The 20,960-nt window shown below is 40.3% G+C and carries 17 protein-coding genes and 2 tRNA genes; 10 read left to right on the top strand and 9 right to left on the bottom strand.

Annotated elements, in window-relative coordinates:
• Positions 1 to 78: 78 nt before the first annotated feature.
• Positions 79 to 1,317: an ATP-dependent Clp protease ATP-binding subunit ClpX gene (gene clpX / locus DX873_RS14095; RefSeq protein WP_116185116.1), complete on the top strand. Its 1,239-nt coding sequence runs from the start codon at positions 79 to 81 to the stop codon at positions 1,315 to 1,317.
• 1 nt (position 1,318) lies between these two features.
• Here clpX and DX873_RS14090 read toward each other — a convergent pair whose 3' ends face one another.
• Positions 1,319 to 1,864, bottom strand: coding sequence for a hypothetical protein (locus DX873_RS14090; protein ID WP_116185115.1), 546 nt, complete (start codon positions 1,862 to 1,864; stop codon positions 1,319 to 1,321).
• 174 nt (positions 1,865 to 2,038) lie between these two features.
• On the bottom strand, positions 2,039 to 3,547 hold the full coding sequence (locus DX873_RS14085) for a GH3 auxin-responsive promoter family protein (protein WP_116185114.1): 1,509 nt from the start codon (positions 3,545 to 3,547) through the stop codon (positions 2,039 to 2,041).
• A gap of 95 nt (positions 3,548 to 3,642) precedes the next feature.
• On the opposite strand from DX873_RS14085, the gene DX873_RS14080 reads away from it, so the two are divergent.
• Positions 3,643 to 4,437: a DUF2797 domain-containing protein gene (locus tag DX873_RS14080; RefSeq protein ID WP_116185113.1), complete on the top strand. Its 795-nt coding sequence runs from the start codon at positions 3,643 to 3,645 to the stop codon at positions 4,435 to 4,437.
• A 37-nt stretch (positions 4,438 to 4,474) separates the two neighbouring features.
• Positions 4,475 to 5,239, top strand: a complete 765-nt coding sequence (locus DX873_RS14075; protein ID WP_116185112.1) for a DUF6090 family protein — start codon at positions 4,475 to 4,477, stop codon at positions 5,237 to 5,239.
• A 37-nt stretch (positions 5,240 to 5,276) separates the two neighbouring features.
• Here the strand turns inward: DX873_RS14075 and DX873_RS14070 are convergent, their stop codons facing one another.
• The 5 genes from DX873_RS14070 to sppA all read right to left on the bottom strand — a co-directional run bounded on the left by DX873_RS14070 (position 5,277) and on the right by sppA (position 12,409).
• On the bottom strand, positions 5,277 to 6,131 hold the full coding sequence (locus DX873_RS14070) for a phospholipase D family protein (RefSeq protein ID WP_116185111.1): 855 nt from the start codon (positions 6,129 to 6,131) through the stop codon (positions 5,277 to 5,279).
• Between the two features lie 131 nt (positions 6,132 to 6,262).
• Complete coding sequence (locus tag DX873_RS18945; RefSeq protein WP_181899517.1) at positions 6,263 to 6,880, bottom strand: hypothetical protein; 618 nt, start codon at positions 6,878 to 6,880, stop codon at positions 6,263 to 6,265.
• A gap of 342 nt (positions 6,881 to 7,222) precedes the next feature.
• Positions 7,223 to 9,901 carry an AsmA-like C-terminal region-containing protein gene (locus DX873_RS14065; RefSeq protein ID WP_116185110.1) on the bottom strand — a complete coding sequence of 893 codons (2,679 nt, stop codon included), beginning with the start codon at positions 9,899 to 9,901 and terminating at the stop codon, positions 7,223 to 7,225.
• A gap of 35 nt (positions 9,902 to 9,936) precedes the next feature.
• Positions 9,937 to 10,644, bottom strand: coding sequence for a queuosine precursor transporter (locus DX873_RS14060; RefSeq protein ID WP_116185109.1), 708 nt, complete (start codon positions 10,642 to 10,644; stop codon positions 9,937 to 9,939).
• Between the two features lie 4 nt (positions 10,645 to 10,648).
• Entirely contained in the window at positions 10,649 to 12,409 is a 1,761-nt protein-coding gene (gene sppA, locus DX873_RS14055; protein ID WP_116185108.1) for a signal peptide peptidase SppA, read from the bottom strand.
• Positions 12,410 to 12,478: 69 nt separating this feature from the next.
• Here sppA and folK point away from each other — a divergent pair, with 69 nt between their 5' ends.
• Positions 12,479 to 13,624 carry a 2-amino-4-hydroxy-6-hydroxymethyldihydropteridine diphosphokinase gene (gene folK, locus DX873_RS14050; RefSeq protein WP_116185107.1) on the top strand — a complete coding sequence of 382 codons (1,146 nt, stop codon included), beginning with the start codon at positions 12,479 to 12,481 and terminating at the stop codon, positions 13,622 to 13,624.
• A gap of 102 nt (positions 13,625 to 13,726) precedes the next feature.
• On the opposite strand, the gene DX873_RS14045 is transcribed toward folK, so the two are convergent.
• Positions 13,727 to 14,275, bottom strand: a complete 549-nt coding sequence (locus DX873_RS14045) for an RNA methyltransferase (RefSeq protein WP_116185106.1) — start codon at positions 14,273 to 14,275, stop codon at positions 13,727 to 13,729.
• A 351-nt stretch (positions 14,276 to 14,626) separates the two neighbouring features.
• Here DX873_RS14045 and mutS point away from each other — a divergent pair, with 351 nt between their 5' ends.
• The 6 genes from mutS to DX873_RS14015 all read left to right on the top strand — a co-directional run bounded on the left by mutS (position 14,627) and on the right by DX873_RS14015 (position 19,565).
• The gene (mutS, locus tag DX873_RS14040) at positions 14,627 to 17,209 is read left to right on the top strand and encodes a DNA mismatch repair protein MutS (protein WP_116185266.1); all 2,583 of its coding nucleotides are present in this window, start codon (positions 14,627 to 14,629) and stop codon (positions 17,207 to 17,209) included.
• A 75-nt stretch (positions 17,210 to 17,284) separates the two neighbouring features.
• Positions 17,285 to 17,357 (top strand) — tRNA-Gly (locus DX873_RS14035).
• A 100-nt stretch (positions 17,358 to 17,457) separates the two neighbouring features.
• Positions 17,458 to 17,700, top strand: coding sequence for a GIY-YIG nuclease family protein (locus tag DX873_RS14030; RefSeq protein WP_116185105.1), 243 nt, complete (start codon positions 17,458 to 17,460; stop codon positions 17,698 to 17,700).
• A 30-nt stretch (positions 17,701 to 17,730) separates the two neighbouring features.
• A tRNA-Leu gene (locus DX873_RS14025) sits at positions 17,731 to 17,815 on the top strand.
• Positions 17,816 to 17,969: 154 nt separating this feature from the next.
• Positions 17,970 to 18,659: a DUF6799 domain-containing protein gene (locus DX873_RS14020; protein ID WP_116185104.1), complete on the top strand. Its 690-nt coding sequence runs from the start codon at positions 17,970 to 17,972 to the stop codon at positions 18,657 to 18,659.
• 33 nt (positions 18,660 to 18,692) lie between these two features.
• Positions 18,693 to 19,565 carry a hypothetical protein gene (locus DX873_RS14015; protein ID WP_232520940.1) on the top strand — a complete coding sequence of 291 codons (873 nt, stop codon included), beginning with the start codon at positions 18,693 to 18,695 and terminating at the stop codon, positions 19,563 to 19,565.
• Between the two features lie 80 nt (positions 19,566 to 19,645).
• Here DX873_RS14015 and DX873_RS14010 read toward each other — a convergent pair whose 3' ends face one another.
• On the bottom strand, positions 19,646 to 20,857 hold the full coding sequence (locus DX873_RS14010; protein ID WP_147296669.1) for a hypothetical protein: 1,212 nt from the start codon (positions 20,855 to 20,857) through the stop codon (positions 19,646 to 19,648).
• Positions 20,858 to 20,960 lie beyond the last annotated feature (103 nt).

Genomic DNA, 20,960 nt, shown 5'->3' with positions numbered 1-20,960 from the left:
AGAGGCAAAAACAATGGTTTTGTTTAAACCAAATCCCTTTTTTTTGCGTTATTAGTGGTTGAATATATATGTTGATGTATGGCAAAGGAAAACTTGGAATGTTCATTTTGTGGTAGAAAAAAACCGGAAACCAATCTCTTAATTGCCGGTCTGGACGCCCATATTTGCGATAGATGTATTGAACAGGCACATAGTATTGTCGCCGAAGAATCCAAACAATCCAAAAATCAAGATCTCTCCTCAGAACTGGTTTTAAAAAAACCAATGGAGATCAGGGATTTTTTGGACACTTTTGTCATTGGACAGGACAGAACCAAGAAAGTAATGTCCGTTGCAGTTTACAATCACTACAAAAGACTTTTACAGCCCAAGGGAAAGGATGATGATGTAGAGATACAAAAAAGTAACATTGTTATGGTTGGGCAAACAGGTACCGGTAAAACCCTGATTGCAAAAACCATTGCACGTATGCTCAATGTACCCTTGGCCATTGTTGATGCAACCGTACTCACCGAGGCAGGTTATGTGGGTGAAGATGTTGAGAGTATCCTGACCAGACTGCTTCAAGCTGCCGATTACAACCTGGAAAAAGCAGAAAGAGGTATTGTCTTCATTGACGAAATAGATAAAATTGCCCGTAAAAGTGATAATCCTTCTATAACTAGGGACGTTTCAGGAGAAGGTGTCCAGCAAGGACTTTTAAAACTGTTGGAAGGTACGGTGGTCAATGTACCGCCAAAAGGAGGTAGAAAACATCCCGATCAAAAGTTCATAGAGGTAAATACTGAAAATATACTTTTTGTTGCCGGAGGTGCCTTTGATGGTATTGAACGAATCATCACCAAGCGATTGAACATGCAGGCCGTTGGTTATAGCGCTTCAAAAGCGGAAGATAGATTGGACAATGAAAACATTCTTCAGTACATTATCCCTAAGGATCTAAAAGAGTTTGGTCTTATTCCCGAAATCATAGGAAGGCTTCCTGTGCTTACCCACATGAATCCTTTGGATGCAAAAACACTCCGAGCTATTTTGACCGAGCCCAAGAATGCCATCATCAAACAATATGAAAAGCTCTTTGCCATGGACGGTATTAGTTTTACCATTACCGAACAGGCACTGAACTATATTGTGGAAAAGGCCGTAGAGTATAAATTGGGTGCTAGAGGTCTCCGCTCCTTATGCGAAGCTGTTTTTACAGATGCCATGTTCTCCTTACCAAGTACCGAAGACGTAAAGGAATTCAAGGTCACCAAAGCCTATGCGGAGGAAAAACTCTCCTACGAAACCATTAAAAAACTAAAAGTGGTATCCTAGGTCAGTGCTTGACCTCTGTTTTAGTAGCTTGTTCCAACAATTGTAGGCAGACATCTGCGATAATCTTTTCATCGGAATACAAATGGTGTCCGAAATTTGGGATGACATTCAAATTGACATCCGTTGCTTTCGCCCATTCCAAACTAGGTTTGAATTCATCACATTCTCCATAAATCAAATTCAAGGACGTGTCTGGACTTTGTTCCTCCAAACGTATTCTGGTAGCCGAAATGGCTGTCAATGACTTCATAGGCAAACCCTTTAAAGCCGCTTTCCAGGCCACTGTACCTCCGGTACTGAACGCCAAATAATGTGCTGCTTCCTTTTCTTTTCTCAGCAATTGGCTGACTGCGGAGTCAATACCTCCCTCAACAAAAGCCTTATGGATGTTTTCTTCTGTGGAAATAGGAACATCAATATTCCCCAATTGTTGACAATCGTGAAATGAAATGTCATAATATTGCTGCAGATAGCCAAAATAAGAAGTAATCCAAAGTCCCTTTTTTGCGCCCCACATATCGGAGATAACCACAAGTTTTTCTGCCATGATCAGTATTTTTGTTATAGTTAAGGTTTGTTGAGGGGGAATTTCATCAATAAACGCAGAAAAACCTTTTTTATTTGTCGAAAAGGAAAATTGCTCGACAAAAGACCATATTTTACGAAAACGTTTTCGTAAACTTCCATTTTACCGGATTTATCAGTTTAAAGGAACTAACTGCTAGTTCATATCCAGCAATTCATCAATATAGGCCCTTTCATTGGACAATCGGGGTATTTTGTGCTGTCCACCTAATTTGTTCTTGGATTTGAGCCAGTCATGGAAAAGATTTTTTCTGGCTACATGCACCTTTGGCATTCTTAAGGTTATATTGTTATACCTCTTGGCCTCATAATCTGAATTCAATGATTTTAAGGCGTTGTCCAAGAACTCCGTGAAATAGGCAATATCCTCGGGCGGTTTCCTAAACTCTATGATCCACTCATGCGCGCCTTTCTCAGTACCACTCATAAAAATTGGGGCCGCAGTATAGTCCATGATTTCCGAATTGGTCTTTTGGCAAATCCTTTTAAGTGCCTCTTCGGCGTTCTCAATGATCAACTCCTCCCCAAAGGCATTGATATGATGCTTGGTACGCCCAGTAATGCGAATTCTATAGGGGTCTTTGGATGTAAATCTTACCGTATCCCCTATTTTATACCTCCAGAGTCCTGCATTTGTGGTTATGACCAGTGCGTAGTTCACTCCTATTTCAACATCCCATAATGGAATGGCCTTTTCTTCTTTTCCAGAGGAATCTACCGGGATGAATTCATAAAAAATCCCATAATCAAGCATCAATAGCAGGTCTTCAGAATTGTTCCTGTCCTGAATCCCAAAAAACCCTTCGGAAGCATTATAGGTTTCATAATAGTTGAACCCTTTTCTGGGCAACAACTTTTTATATTGGTTCTTGTACGGGGTAAAACTTACGCCCCCATGGAAATAAACCTCAAGGTTTTCCCAGATTTCAAAAAGATGGTTCTTGCCGGTTTTTTCCAAAACTTCATTTAATAGTACCAGCATCCAGGAAGGCACCCCTGCCAAACTTGTCACATTCTCATGGATACTTTCCTCTATAATCGCCTCTAATTTGGATTCCCACTCACTCATAAGGGAAACCCTATTGCTCGGCGTGCTACTATACTCTGCCCACAAAGGCATATTATCAATTAGAATAGCGGAAAGATCTCCAAAGAAAGTACCGTTGTCCTCATAAAGTTCTTTACTTCCTCCCAGCCTTAGGCTCTTACCATTGAAAAGTTGGGAATTCTCATTATTGTTCAAATAAAGGCACAACAAGTCCTTGCTGGATTTGTAATGGCAGTCTTCCAAGGCCTCAGTACTCACGGGAATGAACTTGCTTTTGGCATTGGTTGTCCCACTACTTTTGGCAAACCATTTAATGGTTGTTGGCCAAAACAACCCTTGTTCGCCCTTTCGGGTGCGTTCTATCAACGGAGCAATGTCCTCATAGCTCACAATGGGTACCCTATTCGCAAAATCATCATATTTGGGAAGGTCTTCAAACCCGTATTGCCCTCCTATCATGGTATCTCTGGAAAAATCCACCAGATACCTCAGCACCTCATTCTGAACGTCCAAAGGGTATTTGAGGAACAGTTCAATTTGATGGTACCTTTTTCTCAGCAACCACGAAGCAATGGAGTTAAACAGCGGTATTGGCATTTTAGGTATCTTTAACCAAGAATTTAGTTGGGTGCAACAGCTAAAATAGCTTATCTGGCATTCATTTTCAAATCAACAAACTAATACTTCCCAGCATGTTATACGAAGGAGTCCTGAGAAAGATGCAAACAGAAAATGGTAGCCCCATCCAATACTTTTTGGTCTTTGAGCATGATTTTCTGAATATGAACCAAGCCCTGGACAAAACAGTCCAAATAGACTTTATTAAGTACCAGTGCCTTAACTGCGGGGAAGAACGGCCTATTTACCGACAAGGATTTTGTAAATCTTGTTTCTACGAAACCCCCGCGGCTGGGGATTGGATCATGAAACCCGAGTTGAGTACGGCTCATTTGGACAAGGAGGACCGTGATCTGGAATATGAAAAAAAGGTACAATTACAGCCCCATATTGTGTATTTGGCCAATTCCAGCAATGTAAAGGTGGGTGTTACCCGAAAAACACAAGTTCCTACACGTTGGATCGACCAAGGCGCTCATGAGGCCATCGAAATTGTTGAAGTGCCCAATAGGTATTTAGCGGGAATTACCGAGGTAGCCCTCAAGGAACACGTAAGCGATAAGACCAGCTGGCAAAAAATGTTGACCAATCGCATTGAGGATGTTAATTTGGTGGAATGGCGGAACAAACTCAAATCCAGCATTCCTGATGAGGCGACTGACTATTTTATAGAATCCAACGGTGAGACCCATCTAGAGTTTCCCGTGCTCCAATACCCTGAAAAAGTAAAAAGTCTGAATTTGGACAAAACTCCCAGCTATACCGGAGTGCTCAAAGGCATTAAAGGACAATACCTCATCTTTGAGGATAGCACCGTATTTAATATACGAGGTAACGAAGGGTATTATGTGGGCATAAGTATCCTTTAAGTCTTAGAAAGTCTATCACTTGCCATAACCACGAAGCATGATCAAATTCTTTAGAAAAATCAGAAAACAACTCCTAGCGGAAGGAAAGTTTGGGAATTACCTGTTGTATGCTATTGGGGAAATTATCTTGGTGGTCATTGGTATCTTGATTGCCTTGGCGATAAATAATAGCAATGAAAACCGGATAAAACGAGAAAAGGAGCAAGTGTATCTGGCAGGTCTTCAAGAAGAGTTTGAAACCAGTAAGATTAAATTGGAAGAATTGATTAAGGTCAATAGGCAAAGCTATGAGGCTGCCAAGACCATGGTTAGTTTCTCCTATAACGAAATCAGTCTTTCTGAGGAAGAATTATCCAACTTGTTCATCGATGCCTTTGCCTATGACATTTTCTTTAACCCCAATAATTCCATGTTGACCGAAATGATCAATTCTGGAAGTCTAAAGGATATTTCCAACGATACGCTACGATTTAGGCTTACCAACTGGATTGCGACCATAGATGATATTGAAAAACAAGAAAAGCTGCTCAGCGATCAAAGAAACAATGTCATCAATATGTTCAAAGCCGAAAGCTATAGCATTAGGACTGTTCTGGACCAAACCGGAATGTCAGCTGAACTAGGGTTACCTAAGGAAAAAAATCCAATGAGCAATATGGATGCCCTGAATTCCAAGAGCTTTGAAAACAGTATTCTATTGTTCATCATTACCAGTCTTGCCACGGAAACAGCGCACTATACGCCTCTAATGCATAGCTTGGATGCTATTTTGGAGCTTTTGGACGGGGAAATAAGAGAGTAACAGGAGTCCTTTTTAGCTAATTGAAGGACATAGTTCTTTATAATATTGGTTTTCTCATTGATGTTTTTCCATAAGACGGTTTTCCTGTCCTATGACAATATTTTTCTGGAAAATCTTCATTTCCATATTCGTTCCATATTTTCCAAGCCTCTCTGCACATTGGTTGTTTTGGATTGAATTTTATTCTTTTTCCAGTTCTAATACAAAATCCATAATTCGGTTTCCGATTGCCATTACGGTCTGGTCTTTCAGTTGGTTTTGAGCCCAGTTCAAGTTCTTCTGGAAAATCCAAAAGACTTTTCATTTCTATTGTAGTGTTTCTAGAAAAGCCATAAAATTTTTCGGTAGAGTCATATAGAACGTCAGATTTCACATAGTTTTTGCTAAGGTTGATTATTATTTTTTTGTTTTCATAAACAGGTCGTTTGATAAAAACCACTTCATTATTCTGAGCTATTTCCATACATTCACTCCAAGCATCATTATCCGCTGATTGTTTAAACCTGTCTAAAAGACTTTGTTGTGAAAACACTCCAAATTCTATGTTGTTTTTAAATGAGTAATCATAAAGGTTTATTGAAGTTATAATACCTTTCTTTTCATTACCATAATATTTAGCATGAAGATTAGGCACATAAATAATTGATACTTTTAAAAACTTTTTGAAATAGTCAAAATCCTCTTTGCTCATACTTTTTTTGACCTCATTTTCGTTTTTTCCGAATACTACAAGAAGATGTATTTTGGGGTTGTTATCGTGTTTGTCAAATAGTTTTTTAAAATAATCATCCAGTTTAATGAATGGTGAAACAATCATTAAAGTGTTCTCGGTTTCCCAAATTATATCATAAATGGTATCCTCTAATTCTTTACCAGTCAAAAATTTACTCATCCCTAGGTTTTTTCGGCATTATCTTCATTGATCATGACTATGAATAGTTGTGCGGTTTAGCTCTAAACTTTGCAAGTAAAAACTAAGTTGAAAATCCTTGTGGATTTTCAGAAGTAGGCGAGAACAAACAATTACTTATAGCCATAATTGATAACAGTTTTTTTTATATTAAACATGGTTTGGTAATAAACACCGAGTACAATAGTCAATCTGTTTTCAAATTTTTTCATGTCATTTTGGCTTGTCCTGTACAATTTCTTTTTGGCAATTCTTGGACTTATTCGATATTTCGAATTCATTCGTAAAAAAGTACTTGTTCCGATTCCCCAATCGATTTTATTTGCGAGACAAGTTGAAAAATCAGAATTTAATTTGACTCGTATTGGATTCATTGAATCAACATTAAATAATTGTTTTTCAAACTCCATGTTTTTGTCCGAACGAGTGGATTCCGTCCACAAATTCAAATTTCGAACTTTCAATTCTAGCGAATCCTTGAAAAAGTTTTTGCTCAATTTTTTATTGCTCCAGTCATCAATAAACTCAAAATAAGCTGATTCCAACGAAACTTTTGGATACTGTTTTTCAATTTTTGTTTCAAACAATTCCACAGCTTTTTCAAGGACTTTTCGTTCCGCTATTTCAATACATTTTTTTGGTGAAGAATCTGATTCCATTCTTGAAGAAGAATTCAGTCCGGATTTACAGGAACAGATTCCAATTATTAATATGAATGTTAATTTCTTCATATTGTTGCCAACTAGTTTATATACCCAACTTTTATCACCATACACCACCTATTTCGACAGTCATGCGTAGCTTTTGCCGTTTCTTGTTAAGTAAGCTATTCTGTTTTCGGGGGAGATGTCCAACCATCCTTCTTCAACTATTGAAGGAATAAGACCACATAAATATAAAGATATTTTCTTTCTATACTAATAATAAAAATGGAAGTGGTTTCAGGTCAAGTGCCCTTCTTCCAAAGTCTTGTACTGAAAACAGGCAGTCGAGACCTTTAAGACCTTGCAACTGCGCCTATCTGCTGACAAAGGCAAGCTCGAGGTGACAACTTTAGTATTGTAAGCAGACCCCTAATTCACAGTATCCTTTTTCTTTTTGCCCAACAAGCCGCCCAAAATATTTTTGGCCGTGTTCTTTACGGGGTCTTCTTTGGTTTCGGTGGAATCTTCTTGGGTTTTGTTACCGCTCAACAGGTCTCCCAAAGCTTCTTTTACCCCACCAGAGTTTGTTTCAGTAGAATCGCCCTCTTGTTTAAACACATCGGCAATCAAATCTTTGGCTTTATCTTTTCCTTCGTTCACCAATTTTTGTTTCTGGATTTCCACCAACTGGTTGGTGAGTTTGGTGACTCCAGAGGTCAAATCCGTATTCACTGTCGGATTTGTATAGTTGCCCCCAATATTTGCCGTCACGGGAATGGTTAAATCCTGTAGGCTTGGGTCATCCATTTTGGTAATAAGGTTATTGACTTCGCTTCCCAAGTATTTTGCAGGTACATCCAAGGTAGCCTTGTACTGCATTTGGCTGTCAAAAGTGTGGTTTCCATCCACATTAATGGCAATATCCTTGTATTTTAAAGCAAATGGCTTCACCTGCACGGAACCATTGTTAAAACTCAGTGCGGTCTTCAAATTGCTCAAATCGATGTCCTCTGCATTCAAAAAGCTTAACTTACTGTCTAAGGCAGAGAGCAAGGGGGCTTTTTTGGCATCTACTTTAGTGGATAAAAGTTCGGCCAATAAATCTCCAGAAACGGTGGTCAAATTTGGAGTAAAATCATCTTTCAGGTTTCCAGAAATCTTAATATCCGAATTCAGTTTTCCTTGAAGTGCACTGGCCAAGGGTGCCAACACTTTAAACAATTCCAAGGAAGCAAAAGACTCATTGATATTGAAATCGGCCATGCCCAAATTCATATCAAAAGTGGAAGTCTCACCTTTGGTGGACACCGCTCCTGCAACGCCCAAAGTTCCTCCAAACAAATCTGACGTAAGGTTTTTCAAGGTGGCTGTTTCATCTTTGATGATCAACGTTCCTTTGACGTTTTTCAAGTTCAAATTGTCATACAACACCGTATTGGCCGAAGCATCAATGGTACAATCCAAAAAGGATGGGATTTTGATACGTTCCTCTTCACCACCAGAGGTTGTGGTTCCAGATTCTCCCTCAGAAGCTTCTTCCACCATAAAATCATCCAAAGCAAAAGTGTTGGAGGCCAAAGTAAAACGTCCTTCTACATTTTCATTGTTAAACAAAAACCCTAGAAGATTGTCCAAAGTTCCTGAAGCGCTAAAATCCGTATTTCCGGTTTTCCCCTCAAAAGAATCCAGGTTTACGGTATTGGGGGTAAAACTTACCGCAGCCGCATTGATCGCAACCGGATTTTTCATCTCATCTGAATCGTACTCAAAACCTGAAATCTCTGCTCTACCCTCAGTTCTTGTGTTTTGATACCGCTTTTGCTCCAAGGATTCCATATCAAAACGGGTAGTGACATCTGCATTTAAGATACCTTTGAGGTTATAATCTTCGGGAACAGGATATGCTTGTGAAATGTTAGCCAAATTGATTTTGCCATCCATGTGGGCATTCACCTTGGTATTGCCCATTAAGTCCCTGATCTGGGAATTGAGGTTGAATTTATCCTGATCAATGGTAAAGGACAATCTTTTGATGTCCACATAAGTGTCTTCAGCTACTCCCGTGGTGTTGTTGATTTCTGTATCGATATGTACATTTTGAACGGATTTGGGCAAATCTGGATACTTGAACGACGCATTGTCGGAGTTTATCCTGATGTTGAATTTGGGAATATGCTCTTCGTCTACAATCCCCTTAAATTCTCCATTAACTTCAAAATTCCCAGTAGTCTGCACCGTTTCAATGTTCTTGGAATATTCCTCCGGAATCACGGCCAAAAAGTTCTTGAAATCAGAAGAGGGGGTTTTAAAAGTAACATCCACTTCTTGATTGTCTTCGTTCACTTTTACAAAGCCATCAAAAACCAAATCCAATTGGTTCACCAAGGCTTTGTTCTCCAAAAACGAGTATTTGTTCTCGACCAAATCGATGCCAATAAGTGCATCCAAAAACAGTTTGTTGTTATTGAGATATTTGGTGCTGTCCATCTCAAAAGTGACCAAAGCATCCGTGAGGGTTTTCAGTTCTGATTTTTCCAGAGACAAGTCTCCTGTGCCGGAATGGTTCATTTCAGAAATGGCCAATCGCATTCCACTGGATCGATCATCATAGATGATTTCTGTATCCGTGATAGCGTAAGAATCCAAGGCCAGTGTAAAATTGCTGGAGGATTCATCGGTAACCTCTCCTGTTTTCCCTTCCTCTTCTTTGCCTATGTCGTAATTGGCATTTTCATCTTCATCTACCAAAATATGCAGCTTAGCCGCATCAATATTTAGACTTTTTATGGCGATGGGGTCTTCCGCAGATTTAAACAATTCAGAAATGCCCATTTTCAAAGCAATATGTTCTGAAGCGAACAGCGTATCTCCTTCAAACGGAGCTTTATTCACCAGCGAAATATTTTTGAGTTCCACATGGGCATTAGGGAAACTCTTGAGTAAACTCAGGTTTGCTTCATCAAAATCCAGAGTGGCATTGATGTTATTGTTGACCTTATTTTTGATAATTTCTGCAATCTTGCCTTCTAGAAACATGGGCAAGGCGACCATTAGCGCAACGAGAACAAGTAGGATTATTCCCGTGATTTTCAGGAGTTTTTTGTTCATAATTTGGGATTTTAAGGCAAATTACACAGAAGGAATTAATCCAAAGAAATTTCCTCCCCTAATTTTAGGTTAAATCTTTTTCGCATTAGATATACGAAAAAATAGAGCAAAGGGGTGTCCAACAGGGCAATCATAATCTTAAATAGAAAACCACTGAGCACTAATCCGTAGAATTTATCCCAGGGCAACACTCCAAAAAGACATAGAAGTCCAACAACAGTAAACGTGTCAATAAACTGGGAGGAAAAAGTGGAGAAATTGTTCCTGAGCCATAGCATTTTACCTTTGGTAAGTCGTTTCCAAAAATGGTAAATGGAAATGTCGATATACTGGGCCAAAAGATAGGCCATCATAGAGGCCAACACCCCCAGTGGCGACAATCCAAATACTTTGGTGAAAACTTTGTCATTCACAGGAGAGGTATCAATAGCCGGAACCTCATTGGCCACAAAAATGATCAGCATGGAGAAAAAAGAGGCAAAAATACCCGTGGTGACCACCTGATTGGCCTTTTTCTTTCCATAAATCTCTGAAATAAGGTCTGTGATCAAAAAGGTAAGGGGGTATGGCAGAATCCCCACAGAAAGCTCAAAAAGGGGAGCACCAAAAACCGTGATATCCCCAAAAGGCTGCCAATAAAAGAATTTTTGAAAAATAAGATTGGATACCACCAAGGAGGTGATAAAAAGCCCCCCGAGGTACAAATAGATGGAAAACGCTGTTTTTTTATTCTTCGGCGTCATCCCATTATTTAATGTTTAGCTTGAAAGGCATTTTGGCCTGAATTCCTTTTTGTTCGGTGAGCTGTTTTAATTCTTTCAATAATTGAAAGGCTTCATTTCCTATTTCTTCTTGAATCAATTTTTCTCCAATTTTAGCTTGGGCCCCACTCATATTTTCCATAAACTGCTCAAAATCGGATTTGTACTTGGGGTATTTTCGAATTCCGTATACTTCCAAATTCGCCATTTCAGCGGCGGCATCAATGGCATCATCCAAGCTGCCCAATTCATCGATCAAGCCATTTTCTTTGGCATGCAATCCACTCCAAACCCTTCCTTGCGCCAGGGAATCCACTTGGGCTATCGTCATGTCCCTGCCTTTGGCCACACGCTCCAAAAAAGTCTGGTAAGTGTCCTCAATCCCTTCTTGAATGGTGTTTCTAAAGGTATCGGTCATAGGTTCAAACAAAGAATAGTCCACAGAATTTTGATTGGTCCCGACCTGCTCCGCATTAATGCCAACGTTCCCCGCCAGTTCACTGATATTGGGAATGGTTCCAAAAACACCAATAGATCCCGTAATCGTAGTAGGCTCTGCATAGATTTTATCCCCTCCTACACCAATATAGTAACCTCCTGAAGCGGCTATGTTCCCAAACGAAACCACTACGGGCTTTTGCTTTTTGGCCAATTCCACCTCTCTCCAAATAATATCGGAGACCAAGGCGCTTCCCCCAGGGGAATCTACCCGCAATACAATGGCCTTTACATTTTCATTTTCTGCTGCTTTTTGCAGTGCCCGAATGACCAGTCCCTGTCCTAAATATTCTTTGCCTCCTTCTCCATAATAAATCTCACCCTGGGCGTAGACCACAGCAATCTTGTCTTTGCCCACTCGATTTTTCTTTCTGCCGGCCTTTTGGACATAGTCCACAAATTTCACATAGTTCAGTTTTTCTCCTTCCGCTACATTCACTTTTTCTTTGAGCAGTGCTTCGTATTCATCAAAATGAAGGGCACCATCTACCAAACCTGACTCGACCGCATATTTTGGGGTTCTCCCGCCTAAAGTATCTGCTATTATGTTCAGATTGGCGGTACTTATGTCCCTTGCATCTGAGATGTCATCAATGACGGCACCCCAAAGGGAATTGATCAGTTCCTGAATCTGTGAACGGTTTTCTTCGCTCATGGTATTGGACAAAAAGGGCTCCACAGCGCTTTTATATTTCCCATGGCGAACCACTTCCATTTTAACCCCTGTTTTTTCCTGTAAATCCTTAAAATAAAGCACTTCGGCCGCTAGACCTTTGAAATCCATGGCCCCTACGGGATTCAAATACAATTTGTCCGAGATACTGGCCAAGTAGTAATCTTTTTGTGTAAAGAAATCCGAATAGGCATAAATGAACTTGCCCTCGGACTGAAAATCCTCCAAGGCTTCCCTCAGTTCTTGTGTTTGTGCCATACCAGCTTGTAAAAAACTGGTGGTAAGACTAATTCCTTCTATATTGGCATCATATTTTGCCATTTCAATGGCATGTGTAATCTCATCCAGTCCAATCTCATCATCCCAAAACCCAGCAAAGGGATCGGACTCATCCTTACCCGCATAGTCCCTAATGGGTTCAACAAAGCTCAATTCCAAAATAGAGTTCTTTTTTACCACTACTCCATCATCTGCCTGGCTCATTAAGGCCACAAAAATGAAAAACATGCCTGTTAGCAATCCAAATGCAATCAAGCATCCTAAAATTGCAGCCAAAAGATTTCTCAAAAAGTTCATCTACATAAATTTTATTCAGCTTCAAATATAACCATTGTTGTATTGTTTTACTTACTTTGCCCATTGATCATGAATCCAAAAAAACAGGTTTATCTTTCGTTGGGCAGCAATATGGGCAATCGGTATGTTCAATTGCAAAAAGCCATTTTTCACCTTCAAAGTAAAGCTGGTGAGATAACTGCGGTTTCTTCAATTTACGAAAACCCTGCAGTGGGTTTTGAAGGAGATGATTTTCTTAATGCCTGTTTGGGCATAGCAACTGAGTTATCCCCTCATGAATTGCTCAAAGTAATTTTAGAGATTGAAAAAGATTTTGGTCGTGAAAGGTCTTTATCGGGTGGGTATAGCTCCCGAACCTTGGATCTTGATATTCTTTTTTATGAAAACGAAGTCATCCATACCAAGGATTTGGTAGTTCCCCATCCGCATATACAGGACCGGAATTTTGTATTGAAGCCCCTTGCAGATATTGCTCCGCAATATTATCACCCGGTTTTTAATAAAGATATTCGAAACCTGCTACAGGAATGCAAGGATAGGGGAAAGCTGAAAAAAACCAAATACAAGCTCTTCAAAAGCCGATTGGAACTCTTTTCCCAATTGCAGTTTATTGCAATTGAAGGGAACATCGGGGCCGGAAAAAGCACTCTGTCCAAGATGATTGCCGACGATTTTAATGCAAAGTTGATTCTTGAACGTTTTGCGGACAACCCCTTCCTTCCCAAATTCTATAAGGACCAAGCTCGATATTCATTTCCTTTGGAAATGTCCTTTTTGGCGGACCGCTACCAACAATTTTCGGATGACACTTCCCAGTTTGATCTCTTCAAGAATTTTATGGTCAGTGACTATGATATTTTCAAATCGTTGATCTTTGCCCAGATTACCCTCCAGGCAGATGAATTTGAGCTATATCGAAAGGTGTTCAATTTTATGTACAAGGAGGTCAAAAAGCCAGAAATCTATCTGTACCTCTACCAAAATACGGAGCGCTTATTGGAAAATATCAAGAAAAGGGGAAGGGATTATGAGCAGAACATCAGTGCTGACTATTTGGAGAAAATACATAGGGGCTATATGGATTTCATCAAAGGGCATCCCGGACAGAACAGTATGGTTTTGGATTTGAGCGAATTGGATTTCGTCAATAATCCATCCGATTATGAATACATTTTACAAGCCCTTGAACACCGAATTCTTTCATCTATTTTTTAAGAGAATTTTTAGAAAATGTTTGGATATAACGAATGGTTTTATTTTATTAGACCTCTCTAATCGAGAAACTAACTAACTCAAACTATATATTGGCCCTGATTTTCAGGGCCTTTTGTTTTTTAGGCCGAGTTTTGACCAAACATCCCAAACCACTACGCCTGCACTTACCGATATATTTAGCGAATGCTTGGTTCCGAACTGTGGAATTTCCAAAACCTCACCACAAGCAGTGACCACTTCTTGGGACACCCCTTTTACCTCGTTTCCAAAGACCAGGGCCAAAGTTTCATCCTTGTCAACTTGAAAATCATTGAGCATTGTGGCTTTTTCTGCCTGCTCCACAGCTACGGTCCGTATTCCAGAACTCTTCATTTCGTTTATTACGTCCAAAGTGGTTTTCCGGTATTCCCAATCCACACTCTCTGTAGCTCCCAAGGCTGTTTTTCGGATATCCTTATGGGGCGGGGTTGCCGTAATTCCGCAGAGATAAATTTTCTTGACCAGAAATGCATCAGCAGTTCGGAACACCGAACCAATATTGTTTAGGCTACGGATATTATCCAACACCAAAATAATCGGGGATTTTTCAATTTTCTTGAATGCATCCACATCCAAACGGCCCAATTCACTGTTTTCTAGCTTCCGATTCATATTTTTTCAACCATTATACCCAAAATATCAACAAAAATTTTTGAAGTTTTTGGAAAACGGTACTTTCGTTCCAACCTCATTTTTCAGCAAAAATAAACCACTAAGGATTGAAAATCCACGGTTTTCGTCAAGAATGATTTTTTTTACACTTGGATGTCATTCCGAATGAGGTACGAAGAGGAATCTAATGATTTTGGAAGTAAAATGAGATTTCTCACTTCGTTCGAAATGACAATCAGTATGAAAACTAAAGTAATAGCAATGAAATTGCAGGTTTTTAACCTTTAACTATAATAACCGAATCCATTCGCTTTGGCAGCCAATAAAAAAACAAAGAAGGTCACCCCGTTAATGCAACAATACAATGCTATCAAGAGCAAGCATCCTGATGCATTGCTCCTGTTCCGCGTTGGGGATTTTTATGAAACCTTTGGAGAAGATGCTGTAAAGGCTGCTAAAATTCTGGGTATCATCCTTACCCACAGAAACAATGGAGGGGATAAAACAGAGTTGGCCGGTTTTCCTCACCATTCTTTAAACACCTATTTGCCAAAATTGGTAAAGGCAGGTCAACGAGTGGCCATTTGCGATCAATTGGAAGACCCCAAAATGACCAAGAGTATCGTAAAGCGAGGTGTCACGGAACTGGTCACACCAGGGGTTGCACTCAATGATGATATCTTATCCTCCAAGAGCAACAACTTTCTTTGTGCACTCCATTTTGGAAGAAATAAACTAGGCATCTCTTTTCTGGATATTTCCACAGGAGAGTTTTATACAGCAGAGGGCTCCATGGAACAAATGGACAAGCTGCTCCAAAACTTTTCGCCCAATGAAATTTTGGTTTCCAAAAGCCACAGAAAAGAATTCACGGAACTCTTTGGAACCCATTTCCATAGTTTTTATCTGGAAGACTGGATATTTCAGGAGGATTATGCACTGGAAAGCCTCACCAATCATTTTAAGACCAAAACCCTTAAGGGTTTTGGCATTGAGCATTTGAACCATGGGATAATTGCCTCTGGAGCCATCATGCACTATTTGTCCGAAACCCAACATAGCCGGCTACAGCATATCAACAAAATTCAACGTATTGCAGAGGAGGAATATGTATGGATGGACCGATTTACCATCCGTAATCTGGAACTCTACCACTCCACCAACCTGAATGCGGTCACCTTGCTCAATATTATTGATAGAACCTTATCCCCTATGGGTGGAAGGCTTTTAAAGCGATGGCTGGCTCTTCCTTTAAAAAATATTGAAAAGATACAGCAGCGCCATCAGATTGTATCCCATTTAAAAACGGAGGAAGGTCAACTAGAAAAAATCCAGCATTGGATCAAACAAATGGGCGATTTGGAGCGTCTCATTTCCAAATTGGCCACAGGGAAAATCAACCCCAAAGAGGTTGTACAGCTTAAAAATTCTTTGGAAGCGGTTGTTCCTATCAAACAATTGGCCGAAACAAGTTCCAATACTTCGCTACAAAACATGGGCGAACAATTGGACGATTGCGAAACCCTACGCTCTAAGATTAAGGAGGTACTCAACGAAGAGGCTCCCATCAATATTGCCAAAGGAAATACCATTGCCCAAGGTTATTCGGAAGAATTAGACGAGCTGCGAAACCTGGCGTTCTCCAGCAAGGATTATTTGGACAAAATGCTGGAGCGCGAGACGGAAGCCACTGGAATTTCTTCCCTTAAAATTGCGTCCAACAACGTTTTTGGGTACTACATTGAGGTGCGGAACACTCATAAAGACAAAGTTCCCGAAGGTTGGGTGCGGAAGCAGACCTTGGTAAATGCAGAACGTTACATTACCGAGGAGCTCAAAGAATATGAGGCTAAAATCCTAGGAGCCGAGGAACGGATTTACTCTCTAGAGCAACAGCTTTTTGAACAGCTCCTCATGTGGATGCAAGAGTATATTTCACCCGTGCAACAAAATGCTCAATTGATTGCTCAGTTGGACTGCCTTTGTGGATTTGCCCAGCTCGCTAAGGAAAACAATTATGTGGAACCGGAAATCAACGAATCCACGGAACTGAATATTAAGGATGGTAGGCATCCCGTTATTGAGAAACAATTGCCCTTGGGCGAAAGCTATGTGGCCAACGATGTGTTACTGAATCGGGATGAGCAACAGATCATCATGATCACGGGACCCAATATGAGCGGTAAATCGGCTATTTTACGGCAAACCGCCCTCATCGTACTCTTGGCGCAAATGGGAAGTTTTGTACCTGCCTCGGAAGCCCATATTGGAATTGTGGACAAGATTTTTACCCGTGTCGGGGCCAGTGACAATATTTCTATGGGCGAATCTACCTTTATGGTGGAAATGAACGAAACAGCCTCCATTCTCAACAACCTGTCGGAAAGAAGTTTGGTCCTCCTGGACGAAATTGGCAGGGGAACAAGTACTTATGATGGAATTTCCATCGCCTGGGCCATTTCAGAATATCTGCATGAACATCCTTCTAGGGCCAAGACCTTGTTTGCCACGCACTATCATGAGCTCAATGAAATGACCAATACTTTTACCCGAATCAAAAATTACAATGTTTCGGTAAAAGAACTGAAGGATAATGTACTTTTCCTTCGGAAATTGGTCCCCGGGGGAAGTGAGCATAGTTTTGGAATCCATGTGGCAAAAATGGCCGGAATGCCCCAACAGGTGGTTCAAAAAGCCAATAAAATTCTCAAAAAGTTGGAAAAATCCCATTCCAGTGAGGAAATGACGGATACTTTGCAGGCCGCGCAAAACGAAATGCAGCTTAGTTTCTTTAATCTGGATGATCCGCTTTTGGAAGAAATCAAGGAAGAAATCCTGCATTTGGATATTGACACCCTTACCCCTGTTGAGGCCTTGATGAAACTGAATGAAATTAAACGTTTGTTGACCAAGAAGAAAAAGGCAAGCTCTTAAAAAATTTCTTTCTTTTTTACAGAAATGTATTAAATTTGCATCCGCACTTTACAAAAGTGCTCAGTTCTTTAAAATGCGAAAATAGCTCAGTTGGTAGAGCATCACCTTGCCAAGGTGGAGGTCGCGGGTTCGAATCCCGTTTTTCGCTCAAAACGCTGCTTGCAGCGTTTTTTTGTTTAAGTCCTGCTCGAGTGGTGGAACCTGCCTGCCGGCAGGCAGGTTGGTAGACACAGACTGAGAATGAGATTATGTTCTATACATACGCCCTAAGTAGTTTAAAAAGAAACTATATTTATGTTGGAATCACCTCCAACATTGAACGAAGGCTAAATGAGCATAATTCAGGAAAGAACAAAACAACCAGGCCCTATGGCCCTTTTGTTTTAATTTTTGAAAAGGAATTCAAAACAAGGTCAGAGGCTAGAATTTATGAGAAAAAATTGAAATCAGGAGTTGGAAAGGAATTCCTGAAAAGTTTGGTCCGAAATTAAAATTAGTAAGATCATCAAAAATTAAGTCCTGCTCGAGTGGTGGAATTGGTAGACACGCCGGACTTAAAATCCTGTGGGCATTTTGCCCGTGCGGGTTCAAGTCCCGCCTCGAGTACAGATCAGCCGAGATATAAATCTCGGCTTTTTTGTTTCTTTTATTCTCTGTTCCTTCTTCAAAGAAAACAACAAAATTATCATTGAATTGATTTAAATCATTGCGCTCTTCCTCCAACAACTATAACTTGGTTCGATTTACAAAATTCCAAAAAATGAAAAGTTATGTCATGATGATGGTGTTCATACTTCTGGGAAGCATGACACTAGTAGCACAAGACAAGGATCAGGTCCAAGATAGGGATCGTGATCAGACCCGCCTAATGATGGTTGATGGAGATTTGCTTCAGATCCGTGATAGAGGTCAACTTCGTATCCAAGATAAATTGGTCCTCAACGATGGCACTGAAGTTTACCCTGATGGCACCTATGCAATCCCGATTCGAGATAGGGATAGGGACCGACTCCAGCTTCGCGATGGCGAATGCTTGGATATGGATGGTGTGAGATACCGCAATGAATACCAGTATCGGTACAAAGTGCAACAAGAAAACAAGGGATTGAACCAAGAACAAATCAGGAACAGGAACCAAAACCGCTATATGGTGATGATGGTGGATGGTGAAGCCCTTCAGGTAAGGACCCGTTCTCAACAACGTTTGCAACAGCAGCTGAATCTTGGTAGTGATGTGGTTGTGAATCCGGATGGAACATATCTGAACAAAGAGCGAAAGCAGCTTCGTCTGAAGGATGGCGAATGTTTAAACATGGACGGGAAATTGTTCCGAAACCAACATCAATTTAGAAAAGAATTTGTAAAGAAACACATGCCACAGAAAAAGATGATGAAGAAAAATCCCCTAAAAAAACCTATGAAGAAAAAAGGGAAAAACAGCACTTTATAAATTCAAGATTCTTTTAAACAAAATTGAAATCCCATGAAACGGCGCCCCTTTTTTTGGTCGCTCCTACTATTGCCTTGGCTGGTCATGACACAAGAGGCCAAAAAAACCAAGGTAAGCAAGGAATTTTCCTATGTTTTGACCGATGTTAGTTTTATCAGTGATGCTGTGTTCATGGGTCGTAAGGATTCCATTTCCGCTCCATATGTAATGCCTTCCATTGGCTATTATGATGCTTCAGGTTTTTATGCAGATGCATCATTGTCCTATCTAACACGATTAGAGGAACGTAGGGTAGATTTATTTCTTTTGACGGCAGGTTTCCATTTTGGTTCGGAAAAATTGAGTGGTTATTTTTCGGGCACTGGATATTTTTACAGTGAAGAAAGTTACAACGTGCAGTCGGAAGTTATCGCCGACATCACCGGAAGCTTGGGATACGATTTCAAGGTATTACAAACCTCAATCCTGGCTAGTGTATACTTTACACAGGAAGGGGAAGCCGATATCTTTTTAGGAGGTTCCATTGGAAAGCTCTTCAAAACTGTAGATGAAAACTTGCATATAACCCCATCCATTGCATTTTATGGAGGTTCTCAGAATTTTTATCAGGAATACTACCAAAGCAGTAGATTAGGTAACCGAAAAGGGAAAGGGAAAGGTGGTGGTGATATAATTACAGGCAATATCATGATTGAAGAGGTCACTAGTTTTGACCTGATGAGTATTGAATTCGACCTGACAATGGACCTTTACATCAAAAAATTTATTTTTTCTCTTTCACCGGCCATTGTCTTTCCTCAAAGCCCCTCTGCCATCACAACTGTTGATGGTATGTTTGAAGAGGATTTGGACTCCGCATTTTATGTGTCAATTGGTATTAGCTATTGGTTTTACACTTCAAAGTAATTTATAATCTAAGCAAAAAAAGCCCCAATCTTTAGATTGGGGGCTTTCATAGTCCTTAAACAAGATAAGTTTGAGTTAGCTTAAAAGAATCTTGACAGGGTAAAACGTAGGAAGCTGTCTTCCCTAAAGTTGGAAAGTATCAATTCTGAGTCATCTATATCATTGAAAATCCGTGCCTCTATCTCTGCTCGCCAGTTGGAGCCAAAACGCCTGGAAGCCTCTAAACTGAATATCTTACTGCTCGATTCCAAATCAGTGATGCCACCAATCAATATAGAAGTGTCCTGTACATCGTTGAAGGCAATTCGACTTCCAAAGAATATGTCATTTTGAAGAGCGTTCAAGGACAGCTCGTCCCGCTCGTCGTACAAATACTCCCCCAACAATCCAATATCCAGTCCGTTGCCATCTATATTGCTGAAGGTATATTCCAATCCGGCCACCAAGGCCAAAAAATCCTGTGCATCTGCATTTCTGTAAATGGACTCCACCTTCCATAAAAATGCATTGTGTGTAATCTGCAGATCCAATCCTGTTTGATTGATCACTGGATAAAATGCGTTGATGTTTCCTTGCTCATCGAACACAAAAAGAGGTTCTCTTCCTGTTCCATAAAAATGGGAGAGGCCAACATCAAAAATTCCAAAGTAGTGTTTCCATCTTACAGCTAAATCCTGTCTCCACTCCTCTGCTCCACTTTCATAACCCAAATCATCTTTATCGATTACCGTTCCAAAACGCAGTCTACCCTTTCTTCCCGGAAACGTACGTTTTCTGTGGTAGGGCAGATAATAGAAATCGAAGGTGCCCAATTTGTTGGTAATATAGCTGAACTGGACCATGGGTTGACCCAATTTCTCCTCTCCATCAAAAGTTTCCACGGCATCGGTCTGATTGATGATATCTACCAAATGGTTGCTTTCCGCAACACCCCAGTAGATTTTTTTAAGCCCAACGCTCAATTCCCAATTGCCTTTTGCTTTTTGATAGTAGAGTTCGCGAATGTCCCAGTGGGTTCGTTCATCATCTCGGTCCAAGCGAAAAAATCCGGTGAAATTGATGCTTTCATACCCCTTGTTCCATTCCAAGGAATATTCTGGACTCATTGCCAAAGAGGGATAGTGGTCCAATTGGTCAGAAAAGTTAGCTTCGTCCAAAAAATAACGGTACTCGGCTTCAATTTCCAATTCAACATCCTGAACAGGTTTTTCTTTCTCTTGGGACAACCCCAAAGTAGGAACCAACAAACAAAAGGCAATTATCTGAAATTTTAAATTCGATAATCTCTTCATAAATTTTGTCATGTATGCCTATTGAAAGCCAAAGCCAAGGGAGCTACAAACTTTTCTATAACATTCAAACCTAAAAGCCTGCACCTTGGCAATGACAATCAAT

It is taken from the genome of Flagellimonas nanhaiensis (assembly GCF_003382275.1).
In the GTDB taxonomy this organism is placed as follows: Bacteria; Bacteroidota; Bacteroidia; order Flavobacteriales; family Flavobacteriaceae; genus Flagellimonas; species Flagellimonas nanhaiensis.
The sequence above is the reverse complement of the archived record's forward strand: the minus strand, read 5'-3'. Positions and strand labels throughout refer to the sequence as shown.